The organism is Vreelandella sp. 2A-K22, from assembly GCF_054065485.1.
Map to the genome: position 1 here is coordinate 130,826 of NZ_JBSUGC010000008.1, position 26,908 is coordinate 157,733.

Consider the following 26,908-nt stretch of genomic DNA (forward strand, 5'->3'; position numbering starts at 1 on the left):
GATTTGCTCTCTTCCCAGCGCGGCCAAGAAGAGAGCTTTCTTTTAAAAACCAGCAATCAAACCAGTTCTTGTTCGTCTACAATTACCTCCAGGTGAGCTACCTCTTGCAGTTTTTCCACCACCTGTAGCAACAGCGAATCACTGGAGACAATCGAAAAGTGACCCTCAGAAGCCTCAATAGCACGACGTGGCGCTTGCCCCACTTGATTCGTTAGCGCTTGCCGCTCCTCGTGTGGACGCCCCTCAGACCACCAACAATCCGCTTCACAGCTCAGCGTCGGTAAGGTATCGGTCTGCAGAGAGAGCCTCTTCAAATGGCGTGCCACACAGAAGATCCGAGCGAGTTCCTCACCGCCCAGAGCGGCATAACCTTCCCGTCCGTGTGCCTCATCCGGCGCCAGTAGCCTATCCAACCTGTCGGCTAGCTTAGTTTCGCTCGGCTCCTCATGGGGCGCGTCACTATTACTACTGGCTTCTGCCTCAGCCGAGATGCCCGGTAAGATCACTGACACAAAAGCTGCGAAGTCCTGCCGCCAATCATCTTCGCGCCTCTGGTCGCTACTCGGGATATAGGGATCCACCAGTGCTAACAGGCTCACCTCTTGACCTTGCACTTCAAGCCGTGCCGCGATCATCGCTCCCAAGGTGCCACCTAGTGACCACCCCAATAACCGGTAGGGCCCCTGAGGCTGAATACTGCGGATAGTTGATGCATAGTCATCAGCCATTGCTTCCAGCGACGTATCACAATGTTGCGGGTCGGTTAGCATCCGGCACGGCAATCCATATACCGTACATACTCCCTGTAGACTCCGTGCCAGCGGCTGGTAGTCGTAAAGGGTGCCCATACCAGCATGAACACAGAACAGCGGTGACTGCCCCTGACTCTCGCCATTGAGCATAACCACGCCATCCAGCAAAGCATCCGAAGATTCACCCAGCCCTAACAAACCGGCAATGGTGGGTTTCTGCATCAGATCACGCAGTTTAAAATCAAGCGTAGTCTCCTTTAGGGCACGCACTCGGCTCAACACCTTCAGACTTAGTAGAGAGTCTCCACCCAACTCAAAGAAGTTGTCGGTTTCTCCGACCCGCTCAATACCCAATACTTCCTGCCAAATCTCAGCGAGCTGACGAGCTTCCGGTGTAGAGGGGGCCACGTGCTCGCGATTTTCATCCAGCCGTGGCTCGGGTAACGCCGACTGATCCAGTTTGCCATTGACCATACGTGGCAGGGCTGTTAGCACCATCATATGGGCTGGCACCATGTAGTCGGGCAGATGCGCTTCGAAGTGTCGGCGTGCACGGCGCACTAATCGAGAGTCATCCGCCTCATCAGCTACCAGATAAGCAACCAATTGATGTCCATTCGAGACTTCATGGGTAACGATGGCGACGTCACTCACGCCAGGTATCTCGCGGGCACGTGCCTCTATCTCACCCAGTTCAATACGGAAGCCACGCACCTTCACTTGGTGATCTGCACGGCCCATATACTCCATATTGCTATCTTCCCGCCAGCGCACCAGATCTCCAGTGCGGTAGAGGCGCCCACCCAAGGTGTCGAAGGGATCGGCCACAAAGCGCTCGGCTGTTAAGCCGGTACGCCCAAGATACCCTCGCGCCAAACCATAACCACCGATATACAACTCGCCCACAACGCCCTTGGGTACCGGCTGTAGGTTGTCATCCAACACGTAGAGCGACCGCTCGCCAACGGGGCGACCAATCGGTGCATAGGCACAGTCAAAAGTCTCCTCGGCGGGTGTCTTCCACAGCAGTGGTGTCACCACCGTTTCGGTGGGCCCATAGCCATTAATGAACCAGCGCGGCCGCAACGTGCGGCGCGCCTTGTCATAGGCTGTCTTGGGCATCGCTTCACCACCGAAAACGTATAACTCCACCGGTGGCGTATCATCACGACCTTCTGCCCAGTCAGCGACTTGATTCAAATAGGCCGGCGGGAAGGCCACGTTTGCTGCTTGATAGTGTTGCAGGGCCGTGTAGGCCTGTTCCGCTGTCCATAGCTCTTCTTCCCGAATTGCTAGGCTCATCCCCGAGCACAGGGCTGTCAGCCAGCGCTCATGGGCACCATCGAAGGAGAATGACATGAAATGTAACTCGCAGGAGTCTGGTTCCATATCATAGAGCTCGCTGATCGCCTGGCAATGCATCGCCAGCGGGCCATGAGCCACCGTGACACCTTTCGGTGTGCCGGTGGAGCCCGAAGTATAGATCACGTAAGCCAGTGATTCTTCGTGCACTACCAGGCCGGGGTCAGTGTCGTCATAACGGATTAAATCGAGCGCTTCGCAATCGACATAAGGTATACCGTCCACTTTTGCTAAACGCGGCAGTACATTACGCTGCGTTAGCAGCATGGCCATACCGCTATCTTTAATCATAAAACTTAAGCGCTCGGGTGGGTAGGCTGGGTCGAGAGGTACATAGGCACCGCCCGCCTTGAGCACAGCCAGCAAGGTCACAATGACCTGAGGCGAGCGTTCGAGCGCCACGCCAACCCGCACATCTGGCCCCACACCTTGCTCGCGCAGATAATGGGCAAGGCGATTAGCCTGAGCATTCAACTGCGCATGGCTTAAAGCTTGGTCACCCATTCGAAGCGCAATATAATCTGGCCGAGTAACAGCATGCGCGGCGATGCGGCGATGCACTGGCATGCGTGAGAACCCGTTGCGGCCACTCTGGCTCAATTCACTTAGTGCATCCCATCGAGCTGATTCAATCCATTCCAACTCACCCACAGGCCGATCAGGCGACTCCGCCATCTGACGAATGAGCAGTTCCATGGCGCATTTCAGTTCATCAATGAACGGTTCAGGGAAGTCCCTTCGGCTATAGCAGTACTCAATCTCCAGCTCATCGTCGATCACCACCTGCAGATCCATCGCATAGCCAGTTATGCCTTCCCCGGCAACCTCACCAAAGCGTAGACCATGCCGCTGCTGATCACGCATTGTTCTATCGACGGGGAAGTTCTCAAATACAATAATACTGTCGAACAGAGCGCGGCCCGATGACTCAGACCAGCGTTGGATATCTGCTAGCGCGGCATGCTCATACTCGCGAATGCCCAAATTGGTCGCCTGCACACTCTGTAAGTAAGCACCAACACTCTGCTCAGGCCGCGCCTCCAATGCCACGGGGATGGTGTTGATAAACAGGCCTACCATCTCCTCAGCGCCTTGCAGGCTCGGTGGGCGGCCGGATACCGTCGCGCCAAACACCACCCGTTCCTGATGACAGTAGCGCTGCAATAACACCCCCCAGGCTGCCTGTATCAAAGTGTTTAGAGTCACGCGTTGCCGCTGGGCAGCAGCTTTTAGTAGCGCAGTATCTTGTCGTTCTAGACGGGTATAGCGTTTGGCGAAGCCCTGGGCTTCACTTTCTTGACGGGTCGACTCTGCCAACAGTGTCGGCCCTTCCAGCCCCACCAGTTCCGATGTCCAGAAGGCTTGAGTCGAAGCGGCATCCTGGCGCTGCAACCAGCGAATGTAGTCACCGTAGGGTCGCCCAACAGCCGCCAAGGGCTCTTCCGCATAGCTGGCCAGCCACTCGTTAATTAGACGGGCTTCTGACCAGCCATCGGACAAGATATGGTGCCGAGTCCATATCAGTTGATAGCGGTCATCATCGAGTCGAATCAAATGCAACCAGGCTAAGGGTGGTGTCAGCCAGTCAATTTGGCGCTTAATTACTTGCTCAGCATAGGTGGCGAGAGACTCTTCAAGCCCATCTTTCCTATTGCGCCAATCCAACTGTACGATCTCAGGCTCTACTTGTGCCAAGACGAGTTGTAGTGGACGCGCCATACCCGCCTGCCATAAGAACCCCGTTCTTAGCGTGGCGTGGCGTTCGACCATAGCTTGCCAAGCCCTTACTAGCCTATTGGCATCCAGTCCACTGACGTCTACGTTCAATTGATTGACGTAGAGCCCCGGCTCTTCCGCTTCAAGAGAGTGGAAGAACATCCCCTCTTGCGTGGGCGACAGGGGGTAAACATCTTCGATATTGTCTTGGTCTAATCCTAGGGCTTCGATCTGCTCACTGCTCAGATAATCCGCCAATCCATTTAGCTCGACTTTACGTTTTTGCGCCTCCTCCAGCGCACCGGACGCATTCAGCGCCAACTCGGCTATGCTCTGGTGCTCAAAGACTTGCCGAGGAGTAACCATCCAACCAGCCCGTTGCAACCGGGAGACGATCTGTAGACTGAGAATCGAATCACCACCTAGCTCAAAGAAGTTATCGTGTCGGCCCACCTGCTCGACGCCAAGTATCTCTGACCAGATTTTTGCAAGCGCTTCTTCCACCTCGCCCTGAGGTGGCTCGTACTGCAAGCCACTGGCCAAATCCGGCTCGGGCAAGGCCTTGCGATCTACTTTTCCGTTGGCATTCAGCGGCAGTGCATCAAGCGAGACCAGAACACCCGGCACCATATAGTCCGGTAGCTTTTGACCCAGTGCTTCACGTAGTACGGCGGTATAGAGTTCACAGTCGACTTGGGGAACCACATAGGCCACCAGCCTAGAACCACCGGGGCCTTCTTGAGCGACCACCACCGCCTCGCGAACCTCCGGCTGAGAGAGTAGTTCGGCTTCGATCTCGCCAAGTTCGATACGCAGGCCGCGGATCTTCACTTGGTGGTCAAGACGGCCCAGGTATTCAAGCTGACCATCTTCCCGCCAGCGCACCAGGTCACCGGTGCGGTAGAGGCGCTCGCCCTGCACAAAAGGATCGGCGACAAAACGTTCTGAGGTAAGGTCAGGGCGGTGCAAGTAGCCCCGCGCCAAACCAGCCCCGCCGAGATAGAGTTCGCCAGTGACCCCAGACGGCGCCAAGTTAAGATTGCCATCCAGCACATAGGTACGAATACCTGCGATGGATTGGCCGATGGCTACGTGGTTGCGCCCATCGTCTTGACAGATCCAGTGGGTGACATCAATGGCCGCTTCGGTGGGGCCATAGAGGTTGTAGAGCGCCGCATGAGGCAAACGGGCAAATACCTGATTTTGCAGTTCCGCCGGTAGCGCCTCACCGCTGCACACTAAGCGTATCAGACTGGTACAACCTTCCACATCGCTATGCGCCATGAAGGCTTGGAGCATGGAAGGTACGAAGTGCAGCGTGGTGATCTTGTGGGCTCGGATCAGTTCAACTAGCTGTGCTGGTTCGCGATGAGCACCTGGCGGCGCCATCACCAGCCGCGCCCCCTGCATCAGCGGCCAGAAAAACTCCCATACCGAGACATCAAAGCTGAATGGCGTCTTCTGTAGCACCGCATCGTCGGCCGTTAACCCATAGGCCTCCTGCATCCACTGTAGGCGATTAGTCAGTGCATGGTGACGGTTGGCGGCGCCTTTGGGACGCCCGGTAGAACCCGAGGTGTAAATGACATAGGCGAGATGTTCACTGTGCAGTGCCACCTCCGGGTTGGTTGACGCATGATGTGCCACGTCCAATTGATCCAGCTCGATAACGCCAAGGCTCTCAGACACCGGCAGCGTATTGCGAAGATGCTGCTGGGTGAGCAGCAGCTCGATGCCGCTGTCTTCGACCATATAGACCAGCCGCTCGGTGGGGTAATCCGGATCCAGCGGCACATAGGCGCCCCCTGCTTTGAGGATGCCCAGCAGTCCTACCACCATTTCTACTGAGCGCTCAACAGCGATGCCCACGCGGGTTTCGGGACGCACTCCCATTCCGATCAGATAGTGAGCCAAGCGATTGGCACGAGCATTGAGCTCGGAGTAGCTGAGTGACTGATCTTCGAATACTAGCGCAGTGGCCGTGGATGTTACCGCAGCTTGGCGCTCAATTAGGTGATGGACTGGAGAAGTGCCTAAATACTCTTGCGTATTCTCTCCCCATTCGCTCAACAGCTGCTGTTCGTCTGCTCTGAGCAGGTTGATCTCACTTAATGGTTGTTGAGGCGCCGCTTGCAGATTTCCTACGATCCCTGCAATGGCTGTGCTCAGATAGTCACATAACCGCTGAGCACCGATTAGACGGCTCACCTGCCCTACCAACTGGAAGCCGTTCCCCAGATCGTCCACCGACATCGTGATCGGGTAGTTGGTACGCTCCTGACCACCCAGCACTTCCATACCTTCCCAGGTATGAGCGATGTTCCCCTCTTGCTGAGGTGCGCTGTAACGATAGTTTAGCAAACTGGTGAATAGCGGCGTCCCGCCAGGTAGCCCGCTGCAGCGCTGTGCGAGGCCAAGGCTGGCATGTTCATGGTGCATTAGCTCAGATAGGGCGTCGTGGGTTTGGCGCAGGCATTTATCGGCACCTTGAGCTCCCATTTTAATACGTACTGGTAGCGTATTAATAAACATCCCCAGTGCCCGTTCGGCCCCTTCAGCACCCTGCATACGCCCGAACAGCACAGTGCCAAATACCACATCGTCATGCCCAGTCGTTTTGCTGAGCACCAATGCCCAGGCTAGATGGAACAGGCTAGCCGTGCTAACACCATGGCGCTGAGCCTGTTGCCGCACCTGCTGGGCTAACTCCACCGACAAAGGAACGCGTACTTCTTCGATATCGCTGCCATTGCTGCGAATGTCTAGCAGCCCAAAGGGCGCTGTCGGTTCTTTAATATCGCCCAACTGCTCACGGAAGAAAGCCTCGTGATCTTCCAGGCTTACCCCTAGCCGGGCCTGTGCCACGAAGTTGCGGAAAGGTAGCGGCTTGGGCAACTCATCTTCACGACCTTGCTGGATCAGGGCAATTTCTTCCACCAGTAGCTCAAGGGTGGTGTGATCCATGACCAAGTGGTGGCTAGGTAGCTGCAGCAGCCAGCGATTTTGCTCGGCATCATATGCAGCAACTGCGCGCAGCATGGGAGCTCGACGCACATCGACACGATGGTGTTCAGGATCCACCTCGGCATTCAGCCGTTCAGCGACGCAGCGAGAACCATCTCGCTCCAAGTCTAGCCATTCGAGGGCTAATTCGGCATGCCGGTAAACTACCTGTACAGGCTCGCGGAGCCCACCCCACAGTACCGCGGTACGCAGAATATCGTGGCGGTCAATCAGTTTATTAAAACAGGAAATGAATGCTTCCAACCGCTCCTGGCAATCAAAGCCGAGCAAATGTTGGGTTACATAGGCATCTCCTTCTTGCTGCAGCCGGTGATGGAAAAGGATGCCCTCCTGCAGCGGTGCCAACGGGTAGATATCCTGAATATTGTTAGCACCACCAGGCACTGCCGCTTCGATCGCATGGATCTCTTCGGCATTAAGCTCGATTAGCGTCAGCATATCAGGCTGAAGAGCTTGGCAATCGAGAGGGACTTGATTTGGCGGGATGATGATTTCATCTCGCAATGGCTTCTGGACTATAGCCTGAGCAAAGGCTACCAGTTCCGGATATTGGAAAAGAGTACGCACCTGCGCTGTCAGGCCACAATTCCGCATTTTCTCAAGCACCTTCAGCGCCAGCAGCGAATGCCCACCCAACTCAAAGAAATTATCGTGACGCCCTACCTGCTCCACCCCCAACACCTCGCTCCAGACCTTCGCCAAGGCTGCTTCCACCTCTCCTTGAGGTGGCACATACTGCGAGCTACTCGCTAGGTCAGGCTCAGGCAGCGCCTTGCGATCCACCTTCCCGTTGGAGGTCAGCGGTATTGCATCGAGGATAACTACAGCCCCCGGCACCATATAGTCAGGTAGATACTGGCCTAGTCGCTCGCGGAGAGCGCTGATATCGAGCTCGATGTTGGCTTGGGGAACCACATAAGCTACTAGTCTAGAGCCTCCGAGGCCGTCTTGTGCAACCACCACCCCCTCGCGTACCTCCGGCTGAGATAGCAGTTGCGCTTCAATCTCCCCCAGCTCGATACGGAAGCCGCGTACTTTCACCTGATGGTCAATACGCCCCAGGTACTCGAGTTGGCCGTCTTCATGCCAGCGCACTAGGTCACCAGTGCGATAGAGCCGCTCCCCCGAGCCGAATGGGTCAGCCACGAAGCGAATTGCTGTCAGACTACAGCGGTTCAAATAGCCTCGTGCCAAGCCTGCTCCTGATACGTAAAGCTCTCCAGGAATCCCGATGGGGACACGATTAAGCTGGTTATCTAATATATGTGCGCCGAGATCCGGGAGAGTGATCCCTATAGGACTACGTTGACCTGTCAGATCATCAGCTGTCACACGTCGATAAGTGACATGCACCGTGGTTTCAGTAATGCCATACATGTTGATCAGACGGGGATGATCATCACCGAAATGCTCAATCCAAGGGCGTAGGCTTTCCGGTTCCAATGCTTCACCACCGAAGATCACCACACGCAAAGCCAAGTCTTCCGTGTTATAGAGGTCGGGTGTGGCCATCAACTGCCGGAAGGCAGAAGGCGTCTGGTTCAGGACTGTCACTTGTTCCCGGCATAGCAACTCAAGGAAATCCTCCGGCGAACGGCTAACCCAGTAGGGCACCACGACAAGTTTTCCGCCCGTGCACAGCGCACCAAATACCTCCCACACTGAGAAATCGAAGGCGTAGGAGTGGAACATTGTCCAGGCATCCTGCTCGTCAAAATTGAACCAAGGTGCCGTGGTATCAAGTAATCGCGTCACGTTCGCATGGCATAGCTGCGCCCCTTTAGGTTGCCCTGTGGAGCCCGAGGTGTAGATCACGTAAGCAAGATTTTCGCCGTGCAGCGCCACGTTTGGATTGGTCGACGCATGATGCGTCACATCCAACTGATCCAGTTCGATGACATTCAGGCTTTCAGCTACTGGTAACGACTCGCGAAGATATTGCTGGGTAAGCAGCAGCTCGATGCCACTGTCCTCGACCATATAGGCCAACCGATCACTCGGATAATCTGGATCTAGCGGTACATAAGCACCGCCCGCCTTAAGAATCCCCAGCAGCCCCACCACCATTTCAACAGAGCGTTCCACAGCAATGCCCACTCGGGTCTCGGGTTTTACGCCTAGGCCAATTAGGTAGTGCGCCAAGCGATTGGCACGGGTATTGAGTTCGGCGTAGCTGAGTAACTGATTCTCAAATACTAGCGCCGTGGCCTCTGGGGTTGCCGCAGCTTGGCGCTCAATTAGATGATGGATCGCCCTAGCAACAGGGTAGCGTTGAGCACTAGTACTCCACTCGGACAACTTCCTCTTTTCAAACTCACTCAGCAGATCAACATTGTTGATGGACTGGTCAGGAGACGTAGCTAGCGCCTGGAGTAATGATTGATAATGGGCAGCAAGGCGCTCGATAGTTTCCGATTTAAAAAGCTCGGCAGCATAAGCAAACGTTGCTCGAAGCGTACCATCAGCACCTTCGACTGTGTTCAGTGTCAGTTCAAATTGCGCAGCCTGCTGCCCCAAAGAGTAATTCTCGAAGGATAGATCCGGCAGTTTTAACAATGATTGAGAATCTTTTCTCTGATGGTTGAATACCACCTGAAATAGTGGTGTATGGCTCAGACTACGCTCCGGCTGCAGCGCTTCAACAAGCTGCTCGAAGGGCAGATCTTGGTGCTCCTGCGCCCCACGTGCTGCACGCATGCTTTCCTCTAATGCCTCGGCCAGACTCAAGCGGTCATTCATCTGGTTGCGAAGCACCTGAGTATTAACGAAGAAGCCCACAACTCCCTGGGTTTCAGCCCGGTGACGGTTAGCGATTGGCACACCGATCCGGATATCTTCCTGTCCGGTATAGCGATATAGCAGCGCTTGGAATCCCGTCAGCAGCGTCATAAACAGAGTGGCCCCCTCGACCTTACTCCGCTGACGCAACTCGCTAACCAACGATTCTGGTAACATCATCTGGTGGTACGCAGCGCGATAACGACCATCATTGCGACGCGGGAAATCGGTTGGTAATTGCAGTACTGGGTGCTCTCTACCCAGTTCCTGCTTCCAGTAGGCAAGCTGGCGTTCCTTTTCACCCGCATCCATCCATTGACGCTGCCATACTGAATAGTCAGCGTACTGAATCGGCAAGGCTGGCGGCTGCCAGGCTTCACCTATCACACGAGCACGGTAGTCGACAGCAAACTCATCAATGATCAACTGCATAGACCAGCCATCAGAGACAATGTGGTGCATCACCACTACCAGCAGATGATCATCTTCAGCACGCTGAATCACCCCCACTCGTAGAAGCGGCCCAATTGAGAGATCAAAAGGCGTGTCGCAAATTTCTCGAATCGCAGTATCGGCAAGAATTTCACATTTTTCAGGCGCAATATTGCTTAAGTCGGAATGGCGAAAATCATATGCGTTTTTATCTAAGACTACCTGCTTCGCCAGGCCATCATTATTAGACGCGAACACTGTCCGTAACGACTCATGGCGCTCCACCAAGGCCGTGAAACAACTCTGCAAAGCTTCAATGTCTAACTTACCCTTCAGATTTAGCGCCCCTGAGATATGGTAAGCTGTGCTTTTAGGCTCTAATTGCCATAGAAACCACTGACGTGTTTGAGCATAAGATAAAGGCAATGACTTCGTTCGATCAGTGTTTGATAATACAGGTATGGTTGGCTCTTGCTTCTTATCCTCTCCCTCACCCTGCAACGCATGTGCAAGTTCAGCGAGAGTTTGCTTCTCAAGTAACTGTTTAGGCAATATCCGCAAGCCACGCTTTCTTGCCCTAGCCACCACCTTCAAACTCAAAATCGAATCACCACCCAACTCGAAGAAGTTGTCGTTGCGCCCCACTCGCTCGCAGCCGATCACGTCGGCCCATATCTCAGCTAGCGCAGTTTCGATATCGCCTTCGGGTGCAGCGTACATGTCTCGACTAGATGTCCTCAGTTCCGGTAACGCCTTGCGATCCAGCTTGCCATTGGCGGTCAGCGGCAAGGTATCCAGCCGCACTATGGCACTGGGCACCATATAGTCCGGCACGCGCTCGCCAAGCTGCGCAAGTAACGCGGCGTCATTGACGTCGCTCCCGGCTGCCATAACCACGTAGGCATACAGTTGCGCACGCCCTTCCTCGTTTTCCTGCGCGATCACCTCAGCCTCGGCAATACTCGGTTGATCGCGCAGCAGGGCAGCGATCTCGTTCGGTTCCACCCGATAACCGCGAATCTTTACCTGATCATCCACACGGCCAAGGAACTCCAGGCTACCGTCGGCCAGTTGGCGCACCCGGTCACCGCTGCGATAGAGCCGTTCCCCTGCTTGGAAGGGGCTGGCGACGAAACGTTCCGCCGTTTGCCCCAGGCGCTGTAGGTAGCCTTGAGCCAGCCCTGGGCCACCCAAGTAGAGCTCACCGGCAACGCCCTTCGGCACTGAATTAAGCCAGGGGTCGAGCACATAGGCCTGAGCATTGGTCAGCGGTGTGCCGATCGGCAGTGTGCTGGCAGCTCGATCGGCCATTTCGGCTTGCTGGGTGAGAATACCTACCGTGGTTTCCGTAGGGCCGTAGTGATTAAGCACCCGACAGGCTGGTTTGAGCTTGACGATACGCTCCAGTAGCGCCCAGTCGGTAGCTTCACCACCGAGAATCAAGCGCTCTTGCGGAAGTACATCTGCCGGATCTGCAGCATTCAACAAGGCACGGAGGTGGCTAGGCACAATCTTAAGTATGTCCACCTGCTGTTCCCGCATATAAGCCGCAAAGGCATCCGGGTCGAAGGCACATTCCGGTGAAATAAGATGCAAAGTGCGCCCCGAGCACAAGGCACCAAACAGCATCGTATGCCCCAGATCCGCCGCCACCGTCGACACCATCGCCATGTTGCGGGCGTCCTCTGGTAGCGCCAGCGCCTCCAGAACGCCCTGCACATAATTGGCCAGAGCACCGTGACTCACCGCCACCCCCTTGGGCTTGCCCGTGGAGCCAGAGGTATAGATCACATAGGCAGTCTGCTGGGGATGGATGTCGGGCAGTTTGTGTTCTACTGCAGACGGAATATCATCGGCAAACGCCAGTTCCATTACCGGAACGTCACCGCTCCAGTCGCAAGCCATGCTGCTCAGCATTAAGCGAGCGCCACTGTCAGTCAGTTGATAGGCCAAACGTTCCGTAGGTAGTTGCGGATCCAGCGGTACAAACGCCCCGCCCGCTTTGAGTACGGCGAGAATGCCGAGCACGTACTCGCACGAACGCTCAGCGTGAATGGCAACGCGTACTTCAGGGCCGACTCCCTGTGCCATTAACTCTGCCGCTAACCGTTGGGCCTGGGCATCCAAGCTGGCATAGGTGGCTGCATTATCCGGTTCATCTTGCATCGCAAGTTGTTGGGAGTGCTCGACGGCTCGATCCCAAAGCTCTATAACGCTCCCAGAAGTGAATGTAGTTGTATTTCCTTCAAGCACCGAAGTGGGGGCGGGGATTTCGAGCAATGCCAATGGCGTACTCGGCGTTTTCAGCACTTGCTCAGCCAGGCTTTGTAGTGCTTCGGCGAATCTCTTGACTGTTGTTTCGTCGAACAGTGCCGCCGCATAGGCGAATACACAGCGAATACCATCAGTGGTATCGGTAAAGTCAAAGCTCAGATCGAAGTGCGCATCACCGCCGCTTAGTCCTTCAAGATATACCTTTAAGTCACCTACTGCCTTTTCCCTCTCCAGCTCTTTCTGTTGGGTGCACTTGACCTGAAATAGCGGATGTACTCCAGGTTGGCGCTCAGGCTGTAACGCTTCTACCAGAGTATCGAAAGGAATATCCTGGTAGTCCTGTGCATCAAGCACGGTTTCTTTAACGGCGCCTAATAAGCTGGTAAACCCCTTGGTAGGCTCTAATAAGGTTCTCAGCACTTGAATATTGAGCAGGTAACCAATCAAACCATGTGTTTCAGCTTTGTTCCGATTAGCACTGGGAGAGCCTATACGTATGTCGCTTTGTCCACTGAAACGATGTAGCGTCAGCTTTAAAAGTGACAGCATCACCATATACAGTGAAGCGCCATGCTCACGGGCTAGCTGATGAATACCATGGCTCACCTCTTGAGATAATTGAACATGACACTGACCGACTTTCGATGTCGCCTGTGAGCCTCTTGGACGATCCAAAGGAAGCTCGATAGGCGTGTGCGAGCCCCCCAGGCGCTGGCGCCAATGGTTTAGCTGCCGCTCCATTTCGCCAGCCTCGAACCAACTTCGTTGCCAAACAGCATAATCACCAAACTGAATGGGTAACGAAGGTAATGCAGCATTGCGCTGTTGGATTCGGGCTTCGTAAAACTCGAACAACTCATTGATGAGCAACTGAATCGACCAACCGTCACAAGCGATATGGTGCAATACAATGGCAACTGCATGATGGTTAGTATCTAACTGGTAGATTGCCATGCGGAATGACGGCTCAACATCAATCGCAAACGGGCGCTGAGAGAACTCGCCAATGAGGCGCTGTAGCTCTTTTTCCTTCTCTAACTCGGTATATTGCTGTAAATCATCGTGTAATACGGGAACACGCCAGTCATTGAGAACCTCCTGGAGAGGTTCTCCCTCACTGCTCTGAGGGTATATCGTGCGGAGTACTTCATGGCGCGTCACAAGGTCATTCACACTCGACTCGAATGCAGCAACATCCAGTGGGCCTTGCAAATAAAACACACCTGGCATGTTGTAAGCCGGGCTTGCCGGATCAAGCTGCCATGTCAACCATAAGCTACGCTGCGAATATGACAACGGAAGTTGCTCAGCTCGGTTAACGGGCACGATAGGAAGCTCACGAAAATCAATGCCACTACTTCTCAGCTTATTCAGAAAACTTCGCTGCGCATCAACCTGTAATTCTGCAAAACGTTGAGCAATCTTTCTTTCGTCCAATTCCATGCCTTACTCCTCCAATTCGTTGAGCAGTTGATCCATAGTGGAGAGCCGCTTCGCGCGACCACCATCGGCATTAACCTGTTGTAACGCGACTCGTGTTGCCATTTTCGCCAGCGTCGGGTGTTCAAAAATAAGTCTTACTGGCAACACCTCTCCAAAGCGCTGCGTGAAACGAGCCGATATCTGAGTTGCTAAAAGCGAGTGGCCTCCCAACTCGAAGAAGTTGTCGTATCGGCCCACCCGTTCGAAGCCAAGTATCTCCGACCAGATCTCCGCTAAGGCTTCTTCCACCTCTCCTTGAGGCGGCTCATACTGCGTGCCACTGGCAAAACCCGGCTCGGGCAGGGCCTTGCGATCCACCTTGCCGTTGGCATTCAGCGGCAGTGCATCGAGCGTGACCACCACTCCCGGCACCATATAATCTGGCAACTGTTGACCCAGTCGCTCGCGTAATTTACTGGTGTCGAGCTCAATGGCGACTTGGGGTACCACATAAGCCACCAGTCTCGAACCACCGGGGCCTTCTTGGGCGACCACCACCGCCTCGCGAACCTCTGGCTGCGTCAGTAACTCAGCTTCAACTTCGCCCAATTCGATACGTAGGCCGCGGATCTTCACCTGGTGATCCAGGCGGCCCAGGTACTCAAGCTGACCGTCGTCGCGCCATCGCACCAGGTCGCCGGTGCGGTAGAGGCGTTCTCCCTCTGTGAACGGATCAGCGACAAAGCGCTCCGCCGTTAAGCTTCGGCGATTCAAATAGCCCCGTGCCAACCCAGCGCCACCAAGATAGAGTTCCCCCGCAACGCCTGACGGCGACAAGTTAAGATCGCCGTCCAGTACGTAAGTGCGGATACCGGCGATCGGTTGGCCGATCGCTACCTGGTTGAGCCCATCGTCTTGGCAAGTCCAGTGGGTAACGTCGATAGCTGCTTCGGTGGGGCCATAGAGGTTGTAGAGCCCCGCGTGAGGCAAACGAGTGAGTACCTGATTCTGCAGTTCGGCCGGCAGCGCCTCACCGCTGCATACCAAGCGTGTCAGACTGGTGCAGTTTTCAACCTTGCCATGAGCCAAGAAGGCCTGAAGCATTGACGGTACAAAGTGCAGTGTAGTGATGTTATGGCTACGGATTAGCTCGACCAATTGTGCCGGTTCGCGATGGGCTCCCGGCGGCGCCATCACCAGCCGCGCCCCCTGCATCAGCGGCCAGAAGAACTCCCACACGGAAACATCGAAACTGAATGGCGTTTTCTGCAGCACCGCATCGTCAGCCGTTAGGCCATAGGCATCCTGCATCCACTGTAAGCGATTAATCAGTGCATGGTGACGGTTGGCCGCTCCTTTGGGTCGCCCGGTGGAACCCGAGGTGTAAATCACATAGGCGAGGTGCTCACCATGCAGGGCTACTCCGGGATTATTCGAGGCATGGTGCGCTACTTCTAGACAATCCAGCTCGATAACGCTCAGACTCTCAGCTATCGGCAACGTATCGCGAAGATGCTGCTGGGTGAGCAGCAACTCGATGCCGCTGTCTTCGACCATATAGGCCAGCCGCTCGGCGGGGTAATCCGGATCCAGCGGCACATAGGCGCCCCCCGCTTTGAGAATAGCCAGCAGCCCCACCACCATCTCAATGGAACGCTCCATGGCGATGCCCACTCGAGCTTCGGGTTTTACGCCTAGACAGATCAGATAATGAGCCAACTGGTTGGCACGGGCATTGAATTCAGCATAGCTGAGTGACTGATCTTGGAATACTAGCGCAGTAGTCTCTGGCGTTACCGCAGCCTGGCGCTCAATTAACTGATGGATTGGTGCAGTTGCGGAATACTGTTGCGTATTCTCCCCCCACTCGCTCAACAACTGCTTTTCGTCTGCTCTAAGCAGACTGATCTCACTTAATGATTGCTTGGGCTTCGCTTGCAGCTTTTCTACGATACCTGCAATGGCGGTCCTCAGGTAGTCACACAATCGCTGAGCACCGATGATACGGCTCACCTGCCCTACCAACTGGAAGCCGTTACCTAAATCGTCCACCGACATCGTGATCGGGTAGTTGGTACGCTCCTGACCGCCCAGTACTTCCATGCCTTCCCAGGTATGAACGAGACTTTTCGCTTGTTGAGGTGCGCTGTAACGATAGTTCAGCAGACTAGTGAAGAGCGGCGTTCCGCCAAGCAACCCGCTGCAGCGCTGCGCAAGGCCAAGGCTGGCATGCTCGTGATACAACAGAGCAGATAGAGCCTCGTGGGTTTGTCGCAAGGACTGATCGACACCTTGAGAGCCCATTTTGATACGAACCGGCAGCGTATTGATAAACATCCCCAGCGCTCGCCCGGCACCTTCGATGCCTTGCATACGACCGAATAGCACGGTGCCAAACACCACATCGTCACGCCCAGTCGTTTTGCTGAGCACCAAGGCCCAAGCTAGGTGGAATAGGCTGGCCGTGCTAACACCATGCCGCTGGGCCTGTTGTCTCATCTGCTGAGCCAGTTCAGCTTCCAAAGAAACGCGAACTTCCTCGATCTCTCTGCCATCTCCTCGAATATCTAGCAGCCCGTAGGGCACGGTCGGTTCTTCAATATCGCCCAACTGCTCACGGAAGAAGGCTTCATGCTCCTCCTGGCTTACCCCTAGCCGGGCCTGGGCAACGAAATTGCGGAATGGAAGTGGTTGAGGTAGCTCATCTTCGCGGCCTTGCTGGATCAGGGAAATTTCTTCCACCAATAGCTCAAGGGTAGTGTGATCCATGACGAGGTGGTGGCTAGGTAGCTGCAGCAGCCAGCGATTTTGCTCGGCATCATATGCAGCAACTGCCCGTAGCATAGGGGCTCGACGCACATTGAGGCGATGGTGCTCAGGGTCCACCTCGGCATTCAGTTGTTCGGCAACGCTTTGTGATGAGGCGCCATCCACGTTCAGCCATTCGAGAGCTAACTCGGCATACCGGTAAACCACCTGAACCGGTTCATTCAGGTTCTCCCACAGCACAGCAGTACGCAGAATATCGTGGCGGACAATAAGCTGGTTAAGACCAGTAATAAATGCTTCCAGTCGCTCTCTACTATCAAAGCCAAGCTGCTGTTGTGTTATGTAGGCATCGCCCTCTTCCTGCAGTTGGTGATGGAAGAGAATGCCCTCCTGCAGTGGTGCCAGCGGGTAAATATCCTGGATATTGCTGGCTCCACCCGGCACTGCCGCTTCGATGGCGCTGATCTCTTCGGCATTGAGTTCGATCAAAGTCAGCATCTCGGGCTGGATTGCCGAGCAGCCATCTGGAATGCGGTTAGGCGGGGTGATAATTTCCGGCTGCTCTGATGCCTGCGTCAATGCCCGGGCAAAGGCCGCCAGTTCCGGGCATTGGAACAGCGTGCGTACCTGCGCCGTCAGTCCTTGATGCCGCATTTGCTCCAACACCTTCAGAGCCAATAATGAATGGCCACCCAGCTCGAAGAAGTTGTCGAGTCGACCCACCCTTTCGACGCCCAACACCTCAGACCAAATTTCCGCCAGTGCTTCTTCCACCTCACCTTGAGGCGGCTCATACTGCGAGCCACTGGCAAACTCCGGGTCGGGCAGCGCCTTGCGGTCTACCTTGCCGTTGGCATTCAGCGGCAGCGCATCGAGGGTGACCACAGCTCCCGGCACCATATAATCCGGTAGTTTTTGACTCAGCGCTTCACGTAGTACAGCGGTATTGAGTTCACTGTCGACTTGGGGAACCACATAAGCCACCAGCCTCGAACCGCCGGAACCTTCCTCGGCGACCACCACCGCCTCGCGAACCGCCGGCTGAGCGAGTAGTTCGGCTTCGATCTCACCTAGCTCGATCCGCAAGCCACGGATTTTCACTTGATGATCAAGCCGCCCCAGGTACTCGAGCTGGCCGTCCTCCCGCCAGCGCACCAGATCGCCGGTGCGGTAGAGGCGTTCGCCCTGCGCAAATGGATCGGCGACAAAACGTTCTGCGGTAAGGTCAGGGCGGTGCAGGTAGCCCCGTGCCAACCCAATGCCTCCGAGATAAAGTTCACCCGCGACCCCGGGCGGCGCCAAGTTAAGATCGCCATCCAATACGAAGGTATGGATACCAGCGATCGGTTGGCCGATAGCTACGTGGTTGCGCCCGTCGTCTTGGCAAGTCCAGTGGGTAACATCAATGGCCGCTTCAGTGGGGCCGTAGAGGTTGTAGAGTGCCGTGTGAGGCAGGCGGGCAAATACCTGATTCTGCAGCTCCGCAGGCAGCGCTTCACCGCTGCATACCAAGCGTGTCAGGCTGGTGCAGGCTTCTACCTCGCCATGGGCCAGGAAGGCCTGCAGCATTGAAGGTACGAAGTGCAGCGTGGTTATATTGTGGGTACGGATTAGCTCGACCAGTTGGACTGGCTCGCGGTGAACACCTGGTGGCGCCATCACCAGTTGGGCACCCTGCATCAGCGGCCAGAAGAACTCCCATACCGAGACGTCAAAGCTGAACGGGGTTTTCTGTAGCACCGCATCATCGGCCGTTAACCCATAGGCCTCCTGCATCCACTGCAGGCGATTGGCCAACGAACCATGACGGTTGGCTGCGCCCTTGGGTCGCCCGGTGGAACCCGAGGTGTAAATCACATAGGCGAGATGTTCACCGTGCAGTGCCACCTGTGGGTTGGTTGACGCATGATGCGTGACGTCCAACTGATCCAGCTCGATAACACTTAAGCCATCGGCCAGAGGCAGAGCATCAACCAGATGTCGCTGAGTGAGTAACAGTTCGATGCCGCTGTCTTCGACCATATAGGCCAGCCGGTCGGCGGGGTAATCCGGATCCAGTGGCACATAGGCGCCGCCCGCTTTGAGTATGCCCAACAGCCCCACCACCATCTCGATGGAGCGCTCAACAGCGATGCCTACTCGAGTCTCGGGTTTTACGCCTAGATCAATCAGATAGTGAGCTAGGCGATTGGCACGAGTATTAAGCTCATCGTAGCTGAGGCGCTGATTATCGAAAATGAGTGCCGCGGCCTCTGGGGTTGCTGCCGCTTGGCTCTCAGTCAGATGATGAATTGGCGGAGCATCGGAGTAATGCTGAGTGTTTACTCCCCATGTCTGTAATTGAAGATGATCGCCTTTATCAAGCAGATCAATATCGCCTAGTGCTCGCTCCGGCCTATCTACCAGAGCCTCTAGAACGGCGACATAGTGCTGCGCTAGGTGTTCAGTTGTAGTTGAGTCGAACAGCTCTTCTGCATAAACAAAGTTTGTTTCTAAGCAGCCATCTGTGCGCTCCACAACATTTAGCGTCAGCTCGCACTGCGCCTCGCCCTTATCTAGTGGCCAACTGCTCAGTTCTAGTCCTGGTAGTGTCTGCAACGCGCCATGATCCTGCCGCTGGTGGTTGAACATCACCTGGAATAGCGGCGTCTGGCTCATACTGCGTTCCGGCTGCAGCGTTTCTACTAACTGCTCAAAAGGGAGATCCTGATGCTCTTGTGCACCCAACGCCGCTCGTTTGCTCTGTTGCAGCGCCTCGGCCAAGTTCAGGCGTCCATTCAACTGGTTACGCAGTACCTGAGTATTAACGAAGAACCCAACTACCCCTTGAGTTTCCGTCCGGTGACGGTTGGCGATCGGTACACCGACCCGAATATCTTCCTGCCCGGTATAGCGATACAGCAGCGCTTGGAAACCTGTCAGCAACGTAATGAACAGGGTGGCACCCTGTGCCTGGGTTAGCTGGCGGAGCCCGCTAATCAGTGATTCCGAGAGCACCATTTGGTGACGCGCAGTGTGATAATGTCCATCGTTGCGGCGCGGACAATCGGTTGGCAGTTGCAGTACCGGATGTTCGTCACCTAGTTCCGCCTGCCAATAGGCGAGCTGGCGTTCCTTCTCGCCCGCCTCCATCCATTGGCGCTGCCATACTGAATAATCGGCGTACTGAATCGGTAAGGATGGTGGCTGCCAAACCTCCCCTCTCACCCGAGCGCGGTAATCGGCAGAAAACTCATCGATGATCAACTGCATCGACCAACCATCGGAGATGATGTGGTGCATAACCACCACCAATAGATGCTCCTCTTTAGCTAATCGCAATAGCCCCACCCTCAGCAGCGGGCCCTGCTCCAGGTCAAAGGGAACATCGCAGAGCTGTGTAACTTGACTCTCTATTGACGCTTCGCGCTCATCCTTCTGCATCTGGCCTAGTTCAACTTCGTGCCATGCGAAGTTGCTCTCGTCCTGCACCACTTGTATCACCCCGCCCTCGCCATCGTCACGGAAGACCGTGCGCAATGCCTCATGACGAGTTACCAAAGCGGAAAAGTTACCCCGCAATACTTCAGGGTCGAGCGTACCCTTAAGGGTTAGAGCGCCAGTGATATGGTAAGCGCGGCTCTGAGGATCCATGCGCCAGAGAAACCACTGGCGAAGCTGGGCATAAGAGGGCAAGCAAGTTTTCTGTTTTGATAAAGGGCGAGAAAGAATTGGGAACTGGCCAATTCCCAGCCCTTGAGTACGAATTTTGTCGTAAACCACACGGCGCTGCTCGGCCGACAATCCGGAAAAGCGTTCCGCAATACGATGGGTATCGATGTTACTCATTGAACGGTATCCATGCTGTCGATGAAGGAATCAATGTCAGAGAGCGACTGGTCTAAGGAGTGCCCGCTGCTTAGCGTGGCGATACACTCTGCTAGATCGCGCAGCAGGGGTTTCCTAAACACCTCGGATAGTTGGAGTTCAACTTGCATATCAGCTTGAACGCGAGCCACCATCTGCACAGCCAGCAGCGAATGCCCACCATGATCGAAGAAGTTGTCATGACGCCCCACTCGTTCGGCGCCAAGGGCTTCAGCCCAGACCATCGCCAATGCTTCTTCCACCTCACCTTGAGGAGGCTCGTACTGCGAGCCAATGTCCAATCCCGACTCGGGCAGTGCCTTACGGTCTACCTTACCGTTCGGGGTTAGCGGCAGCGCTTCCAGAGTGACTATCACCCCAGGCACCATATAGTCCGGTAGCTTTTGACCGAGTCGTTCGCGGAGTGTGCTAGTGTCGAGCTCGATGTCGGCCTGTGGCACTACATAAGCCACCAACCTAGATCCACCTGGCCACTCTTGGGCAACCACCACTGCTTCGCGTATCTCCGACAGGGCAAGCAATTGAGCTTCAATCTCGCCTAGCTCAATACGGAAGCCGCGTACTTTGATCTGATGGTCAATCCGTCCCAAGTATTCAAGCTGACCATCCTCCCGCCAACGCACTAGATCACCCGTACGGTAGAGGCGTTCGCCCGCAGTAAAGGGGTCGGCCACAAAACGCTCTGTCGTCAGTTCAGCACGGCTCAGGTAGCCCCGTGCTAAGCCCACACCACCTAGGTACAACTCCCCCGCCACTCCTAGGGGTGACAAGTTGAGCGCACCATCCAGAACGTACAGCTGTGTCGCCGCAATAGCACTTCCCAGAAAAGCTTGGCCGCCACTCACTCGATCCGTCGCTGACCAAATCGTGGTCTCAGTGGGGCCATACATGTTCCACAATTCGATCCCCTGAGTTTGCAGTTCCTCAGCCAAATCAAGTGGCAAAGCCTCACCACCGCATAGCCCCTTAAAGCCTTCCATTAACGGGGCCGTCGTCCATGGCCAGCCTGACGAGCGCAGCAGCCGCCAGCCGGAGGGTGTCGCCTGCAGAACCGTCGCTTTTTCCTGATTGAGTAATTCTCCCAAGGCCTTGCCATCTCGAGTCGTCTCACGGCTCGCCAGCACTACCCTTGCTCCGCTGATCAATGGCAGATACAGCTCCAGGGCGGCAATATCGAACGATAGTGAGGTCACCGCCACCAGGATATCGTCTGGGCTTAGGCCAGGGGTTTCCTGCATGCTTAATAAGAAATGGCTAAGCGCATGATGGCGCACCATCACGCCCTTGGGCCGTCCGGTGGAGCCCGAGGTGTAAATGACATAGGCGAGATGTTCACGGTGCAGTGCCACCTCCGGGTTGGTTGACGCATGATGCGTCACACCCAAGCGATCCAGTTCAATAACGTTTAGCCCATCGGTCACTGGCAAGGTATCACTCAGATGTTGCTGGGTAAGCAGCAGCTCAATGCCACTATCTTCGACCATATAGGCCAACCGCTCGGCAGGATAATCCGGATCCAGCGGCACATAGGCACCGCCCGCCTTGAGTATCGCTAGTAGCCCCACCACCATCTCGATGGAGCGTTCCATGGCGATGCCCACCCGGGTGTCGGGTTTTACGCCTAGACCGATCAGATAATGAGCCAACCGGTTGGCACGGGCATTGAGTTCAGCATAGCTGAGTGACTGATCTTGGAATACTAGCGCAGTGGCCTCTGGGGTTGCCGCTGCCTGACGCTCAATTAGATGATGGACTGGAGAAGTGCCTGAATACTGTTGGGTATTCTCTCCCCATTCGCTCAACAGCTGCTGTTCGTCTGTTCTGAGCAGACTGATCTCACTTAATGGTTGTTGAGACGCCGCTTGCAGATTTTCTACGATGCCTGCAATGGCCGCGCTCAGATAGTCACACAACCGCTGTGCACCTATCGTTCGGCTAACCTGCCCTACCAACTGAAAGCCGTTACCTAAATCGTCCACCGACATCGTGATCGGGTAGTTGGTGCGCTCCTGACCGCTCAGTACCTCCATACCTTCCCAGGTATGCGCGATGCTTCCCTCTTGCTGAGGTGCGCTGTAACGATAGTTCAGCAGACTAGTAAAGAGCGGCGTTCCGCCAGGCAATCCGCTGCAGCGCTGCGCTAGTCCAAGGCTGGCATGTTCGTGGTGCATTATCTCAGACAGAGTATCGTGGGTGTGACGCAGGCACTTATCGACACCTTGAGTGCCCATTTTGATACGCACAGGGAGCGTATTGATAAACATCCCCAGCGCTCGCTCGGCGCCCTCGGTGCCCTGCATGCGGCCGAACAGCACGGTGCCGAACACCACATCGTCCCGCCCAGTGGTTTTGCTCAATACCAAGGCCCAGGCCAGATGGAACAGGCTAGCCGTGCTCACACCATAGCTCTGGGCCTGTTGCCGCACCTGCCGGGCCAGCTCTGTATCCAGAGGAACGCGAACTTCCTCTATCTCGCTGCCATCGCCGCGAACGTCTAGTAGCCCGAAGGGCGCGGTCGGTTCTTCAATATCGCCCAACTGCTCGCGGAAAAAGGCTCCGTGCTCTTCCAGGCTTCCCCCTAGCCGGGTCTGCGCCACAAAGTTTCGGAAGGGCAGCGGTTTGAGCAACTCGTCCTCGCGGCCTTGCTGGATCAGGGAAATTTCTTCCACCAAGAGCTCGAGGGTGGTGTGATCCATGACTAAGTGGTGGCTAGGTAGCTGCAGCAGCCAGCGATTTTGCTCGGCATCATATGCAGCAACTGCCCGTAGCATGGGGGCTCGACGCACATCGATACGATGGTGTTCAGGGTTCACCTCGGCATTCAGACGTTGAGCGACGCAGTGAGAACCATCTCCCTCCAAGTCTAGCCATTCGAGGGCTAGTTCGGCATGTCGGTAAACCACTTGTACCGGTTCACGAACTCCCTCCCAAAGTACCGCCGTACGTAAAATATCGTGGCGGGCAATGAGCTGGTTAAAACCGACAATAAAGGCTTCCAGCCGTCCTCGGCTGCCGAAGCCAAGCAGACGCGGGGTGACATAGGCATCGCCCTCTTCCTGTAAACGGTGGTGAAAGAGGATGCCCTCCTGCAATGGTGCCAGCGGGTAAATATCCTGGATATTGCTGGCTCCACCCGGCACTGCCGCTTCGATGGCGCTGATCTCTTCGGCATTGAGTTCGATCAAAGTCAGCATCTCGGGCTGGATTGCCGAGCAGCCATCTGGAATGCGGTTAGGCGGGGTGATAATTTCCGGCTGCTCTGATGCCTGCGTCAATGCCCGGGCAAAGGCCGCCAGTTCCGGGCATTGGAACAGCGTGCGTACCTGCGCCGTCAGTCCTTGATGCCGCATTTGCTCCAACACCTTCAGAGCCAATAATGAATGGCCACCCAGCTCGAAGAAGTTGTCGAGTCGACCCACCCTTTCGACGCCCAACACCTCAGACCAAATTTCCGCCAGTGCTTCTTCCACCTCACCTTGAGGCGGCTCATACTGCGAGCCACTGGCAAACTCCGGGTCGGGCAGCGCCTTGCGGTCTACCTTGCCGTTGGCATTCAGCGGCAGCGCATCGAGGGTGACCACAGCTCCCGGCACCATATAATCCGGTAGTTTTTGACTCAGCGCTTCACGTAGTACAGCGGTATTGAGTTCACTGTCGACTTGGGGAACCACATAAGCCACCAGCCTCGAACCGCCGGAACCTTCCTCGGCGACCACCACCGCCTCGCGAACCGCCGGCTGAGCGAGTAGTTCGGCTTCGATCTCACCTAGCTCGATCCGCAAGCCACGGATTTTCACTTGATGATCAAGCCGCCCCAGGTACTCGAGCTGGCCGTCCTCCCGCCAGCGCACCAGATCGCCGGTGCGGTAGAGGCGTTCGCCCTGCGCAAATGGATCGGCGACAAAACGTTCTGCGGTAAGGTCAGGGCGGTGCAGGTAGCCCCGTGCCAACCCAATGCCTCCGAGATAAAGTTCACCCGCGACCCCGGGCGGCGCCAAGTTAAGATCGCCATCCAATACGAAGGTATGGATACCAGCGATCGGTTGGCCGATAGCTACGTGGTTGCGCCCGTCGTCTTGGCAAGTCCAGTGGGTAACATCAATGGCCGCTTCAGTGGGGCCGTAGAGGTTGTAGAGTGCCGTGTGAGGCAGGCGGGCAAATACCTGATTCTGCAGCTCCGCAGGCAGCGCTTCACCGCTGCATACCAAGCGTGTCAGGCTGGTGCAGGCTTCTACCTCGCCATGGGCCAGGAAGGCCTGCAGCATTGAAGGTACGAAGTGCAGCGTGGTTATATTGTGGGTACGGATTAGCTCGACCAGTTGGACTGGCTCGCGGTGAACACCTGGTGGCGCCATCACCAGTTGGGCACCCTGCATCAGCGGCCAGAAGAACTCCCATACCGAGACGTCAAAGCTGAACGGGGTTTTCTGTAGCACCGCATCATCGGCCGTTAACCCATAGGCCTCCTGCATCCACTGCAGGCGATTGGCCAACGAACCATGACGGTTGGCTGCGCCCTTGGGTCGCCCGGTGGAGCCCGAGGTGTAAATCACATAGGCGAGATGTTCACCGTGCAGTGCCACCTCTGGGTTGGTTGGCGCATGATGCGTCACATCCAACTGATCCAGCTCAATAACGTTCAGGCTCCCTACCACCGGTAAGATGTCGTGCAGGTGCTGTTGGGTAAGCAGCAGCTCAATGCTGCTGTCTTTGACCATATAGGCCAACCGATCACTCGGATAATCTGGATCTAGTGGCACATAAGCGCCACCCGCCTTGAGAATACCCAACAGCCCCACCACCATCTCGATGGAGCGTTCCAGGGCGATGCCCACCCGGGTCTCAGGTTTTACGCCTAGACCGATCAGGTAGTGGGCCAACTGGTTGGCGCGGGTATTGAGTTCGGTGTAGTTGAGCGACTGATCTTCGAATACTAGTGCCGTAGCCTCTGGGGTTGCCGCAGCTTGGCGCTCTATCACGTGATGGATGGGTTCGACCGGACTATCGGTTGCTTCGCGGCTTCCCCAATCGCGTAACAGTGCTTTTTCGGCATTGTCAGGGAGCTCTATGGAGCAGAGTTGTGTTTCTGGCTTCTCTAATAAGACTCCTAGTACTTCCTGGTAATAACCAATCAATCGGTGGATGGTTTTTTCATCGAATAGATCGGAATTGAACTCTAGAGCGCCAACCACTTGCTCCTGCTCGATGAAAATATCCAGAGATAACTCAAACTTTGCACTCGTCTGCGAAATATCGATCAGTTCGACAGACACATCATCTAACTGAAGCTGCTCCTCATCAGACCTAAACTGGAGACCAAACATAACCTGAAACAGCGGCTGTCGAACGGGATCCCGCTTTACTTTCTGTTGTTCGAGCAAGACCTCCAATGGCATATCAGCATAATTGAGGGATCCCACTGCATCCTTTTTAACCTGCTGACATACGTCACGCAGCGTCATGGCTGGATTCACTCGTACTCGAAAAGGCAGTGTCGTGATGAAAAAGCCAACGACCTCCTGAAACTCCTCTTGCTGGCGACCTGACGAAGGAACGCCAATGGCAAAGTCTTGCTGCCCACAATAGCGGGCCAGGACTACTTGCCAGGCGGCGAAAAGTGGCACAAAAGGAGTAAAGCGCTGTTGTTGGCAAAAGGCTTGCAGGGAACTGGCGAGGCTGCTATCCAACACGAAACGCTTTGTGGCACCCCGAAACTCTTGCTGTTTGGGATAGACATGGTCAGTAGTGATTTCTAACGGTGGGACATCATCCCCCAGATGCTCATTCCAATACTTAAGTTCCTTGTCAATATCGCCCGACGCCACTCTCTTCTGTTGTTGTCGAACGTAGTCGCCATATTGCACGGGCAAGCTTGGAAGCTGCGCATCTTCGTTTTGGCCCAACGCCTGACGATAGGCTTCACTCAGATCGGATTCGATGATGCGGTTAGACCAAGCATCTGAAATGATGTGGTGAAGGCAGACAACCAGAACGTGTCGGCGCTCTTCCATCTTTATCAACCGAGCCACTAGCAACGGTGGCTCACCAAGATCGAAGACATGCTGCGCGACTTTCTTGATCGACCGCTCCAGCCTTTCGTCCTGCTCTGGTGCAGCCAGCGCAGAGAGATCTTCTCTACGAATAGAAAAAGGGATGCTGGAGAACACGGACTGCTGCGGTACGCCGTTGCGCTCAAAGAATCGCGTTCTCAGTACACTATGGCGTTGAATCAGTGCTTGAAAGGCGCTTTCTAGCGCCCCTGCATCCACGTTTCCGGTAAGCCGGTAAGCACGCGGCTGGTTGTAGGCGGTAAGATCCGGCGAATAACGATACAGGAACCAAAGCTGCTGCTGGGAGTATGACAATGGCAATACATCATCTTCACGAACTGCTTCAGACACTCCTTCTTGCCCTTCCCTGCCATCACTAGGTGCTGCCACATCTTGTGGATGAGCCAATTCCTTCATCGCTAAATCCTCTTCCTGTATCGCGTTACAAATGATGTTACTAGG

3 protein-coding genes are annotated in these 26,908 nt (G+C 55.4%); all 3 read right to left on the bottom strand.

Translation table 11 applies throughout. The features are described 5' to 3' along the window. Positions 1-56: 56 nt before the first annotated feature. Genes ACW17M_RS12660 through ACW17M_RS12670 form a run of 3 tightly spaced genes read right to left on the bottom strand, consistent with a single transcriptional unit; the run spans position 57 to position 26,863 of the window. The gene (locus ACW17M_RS12660) at positions 57-13,781 is read right to left on the bottom strand and encodes an amino acid adenylation domain-containing protein (protein WP_457547554.1); all 13,725 of its coding nucleotides are present in this window, start codon (positions 13,779-13,781) and stop codon (positions 57-59) included. 3 nt (positions 13,782-13,784) lie between these two features. Next, on the bottom strand, positions 13,785-20,357 hold the full coding sequence (locus ACW17M_RS12665) for an amino acid adenylation domain-containing protein (RefSeq protein ID WP_457547555.1): 6,573 nt from the start codon (positions 20,355-20,357) through the stop codon (positions 13,785-13,787). Further along, positions 20,354-26,863, bottom strand: a complete 6,510-nt coding sequence (locus ACW17M_RS12670; RefSeq protein WP_457547556.1) for an amino acid adenylation domain-containing protein — start codon at positions 26,861-26,863, stop codon at positions 20,354-20,356. The genes ACW17M_RS12665 and ACW17M_RS12670 overlap by 4 nt, the downstream gene beginning before the upstream one ends. Positions 26,864-26,908 lie beyond the last annotated feature (45 nt).

Coding starts and splice junctions, on each gene's coding strand:
- ACW17M_RS12670 (WP_457547556.1), bottom strand. CDS start 26,863: ATGAAGGAATTGGCTCATCCACAAGATGTGGCAGCACCTAGTGATGGC.
- ACW17M_RS12665 (WP_457547555.1), bottom strand. CDS start 20,357: ATGAGTAACATCGATACCCATCGTATTGCGGAACGCTTTTCCGGATTG.
- ACW17M_RS12660 (WP_457547554.1), bottom strand. CDS start 13,781: ATGGAATTGGACGAAAGAAAGATTGCTCAACGTTTTGCAGAATTACAG.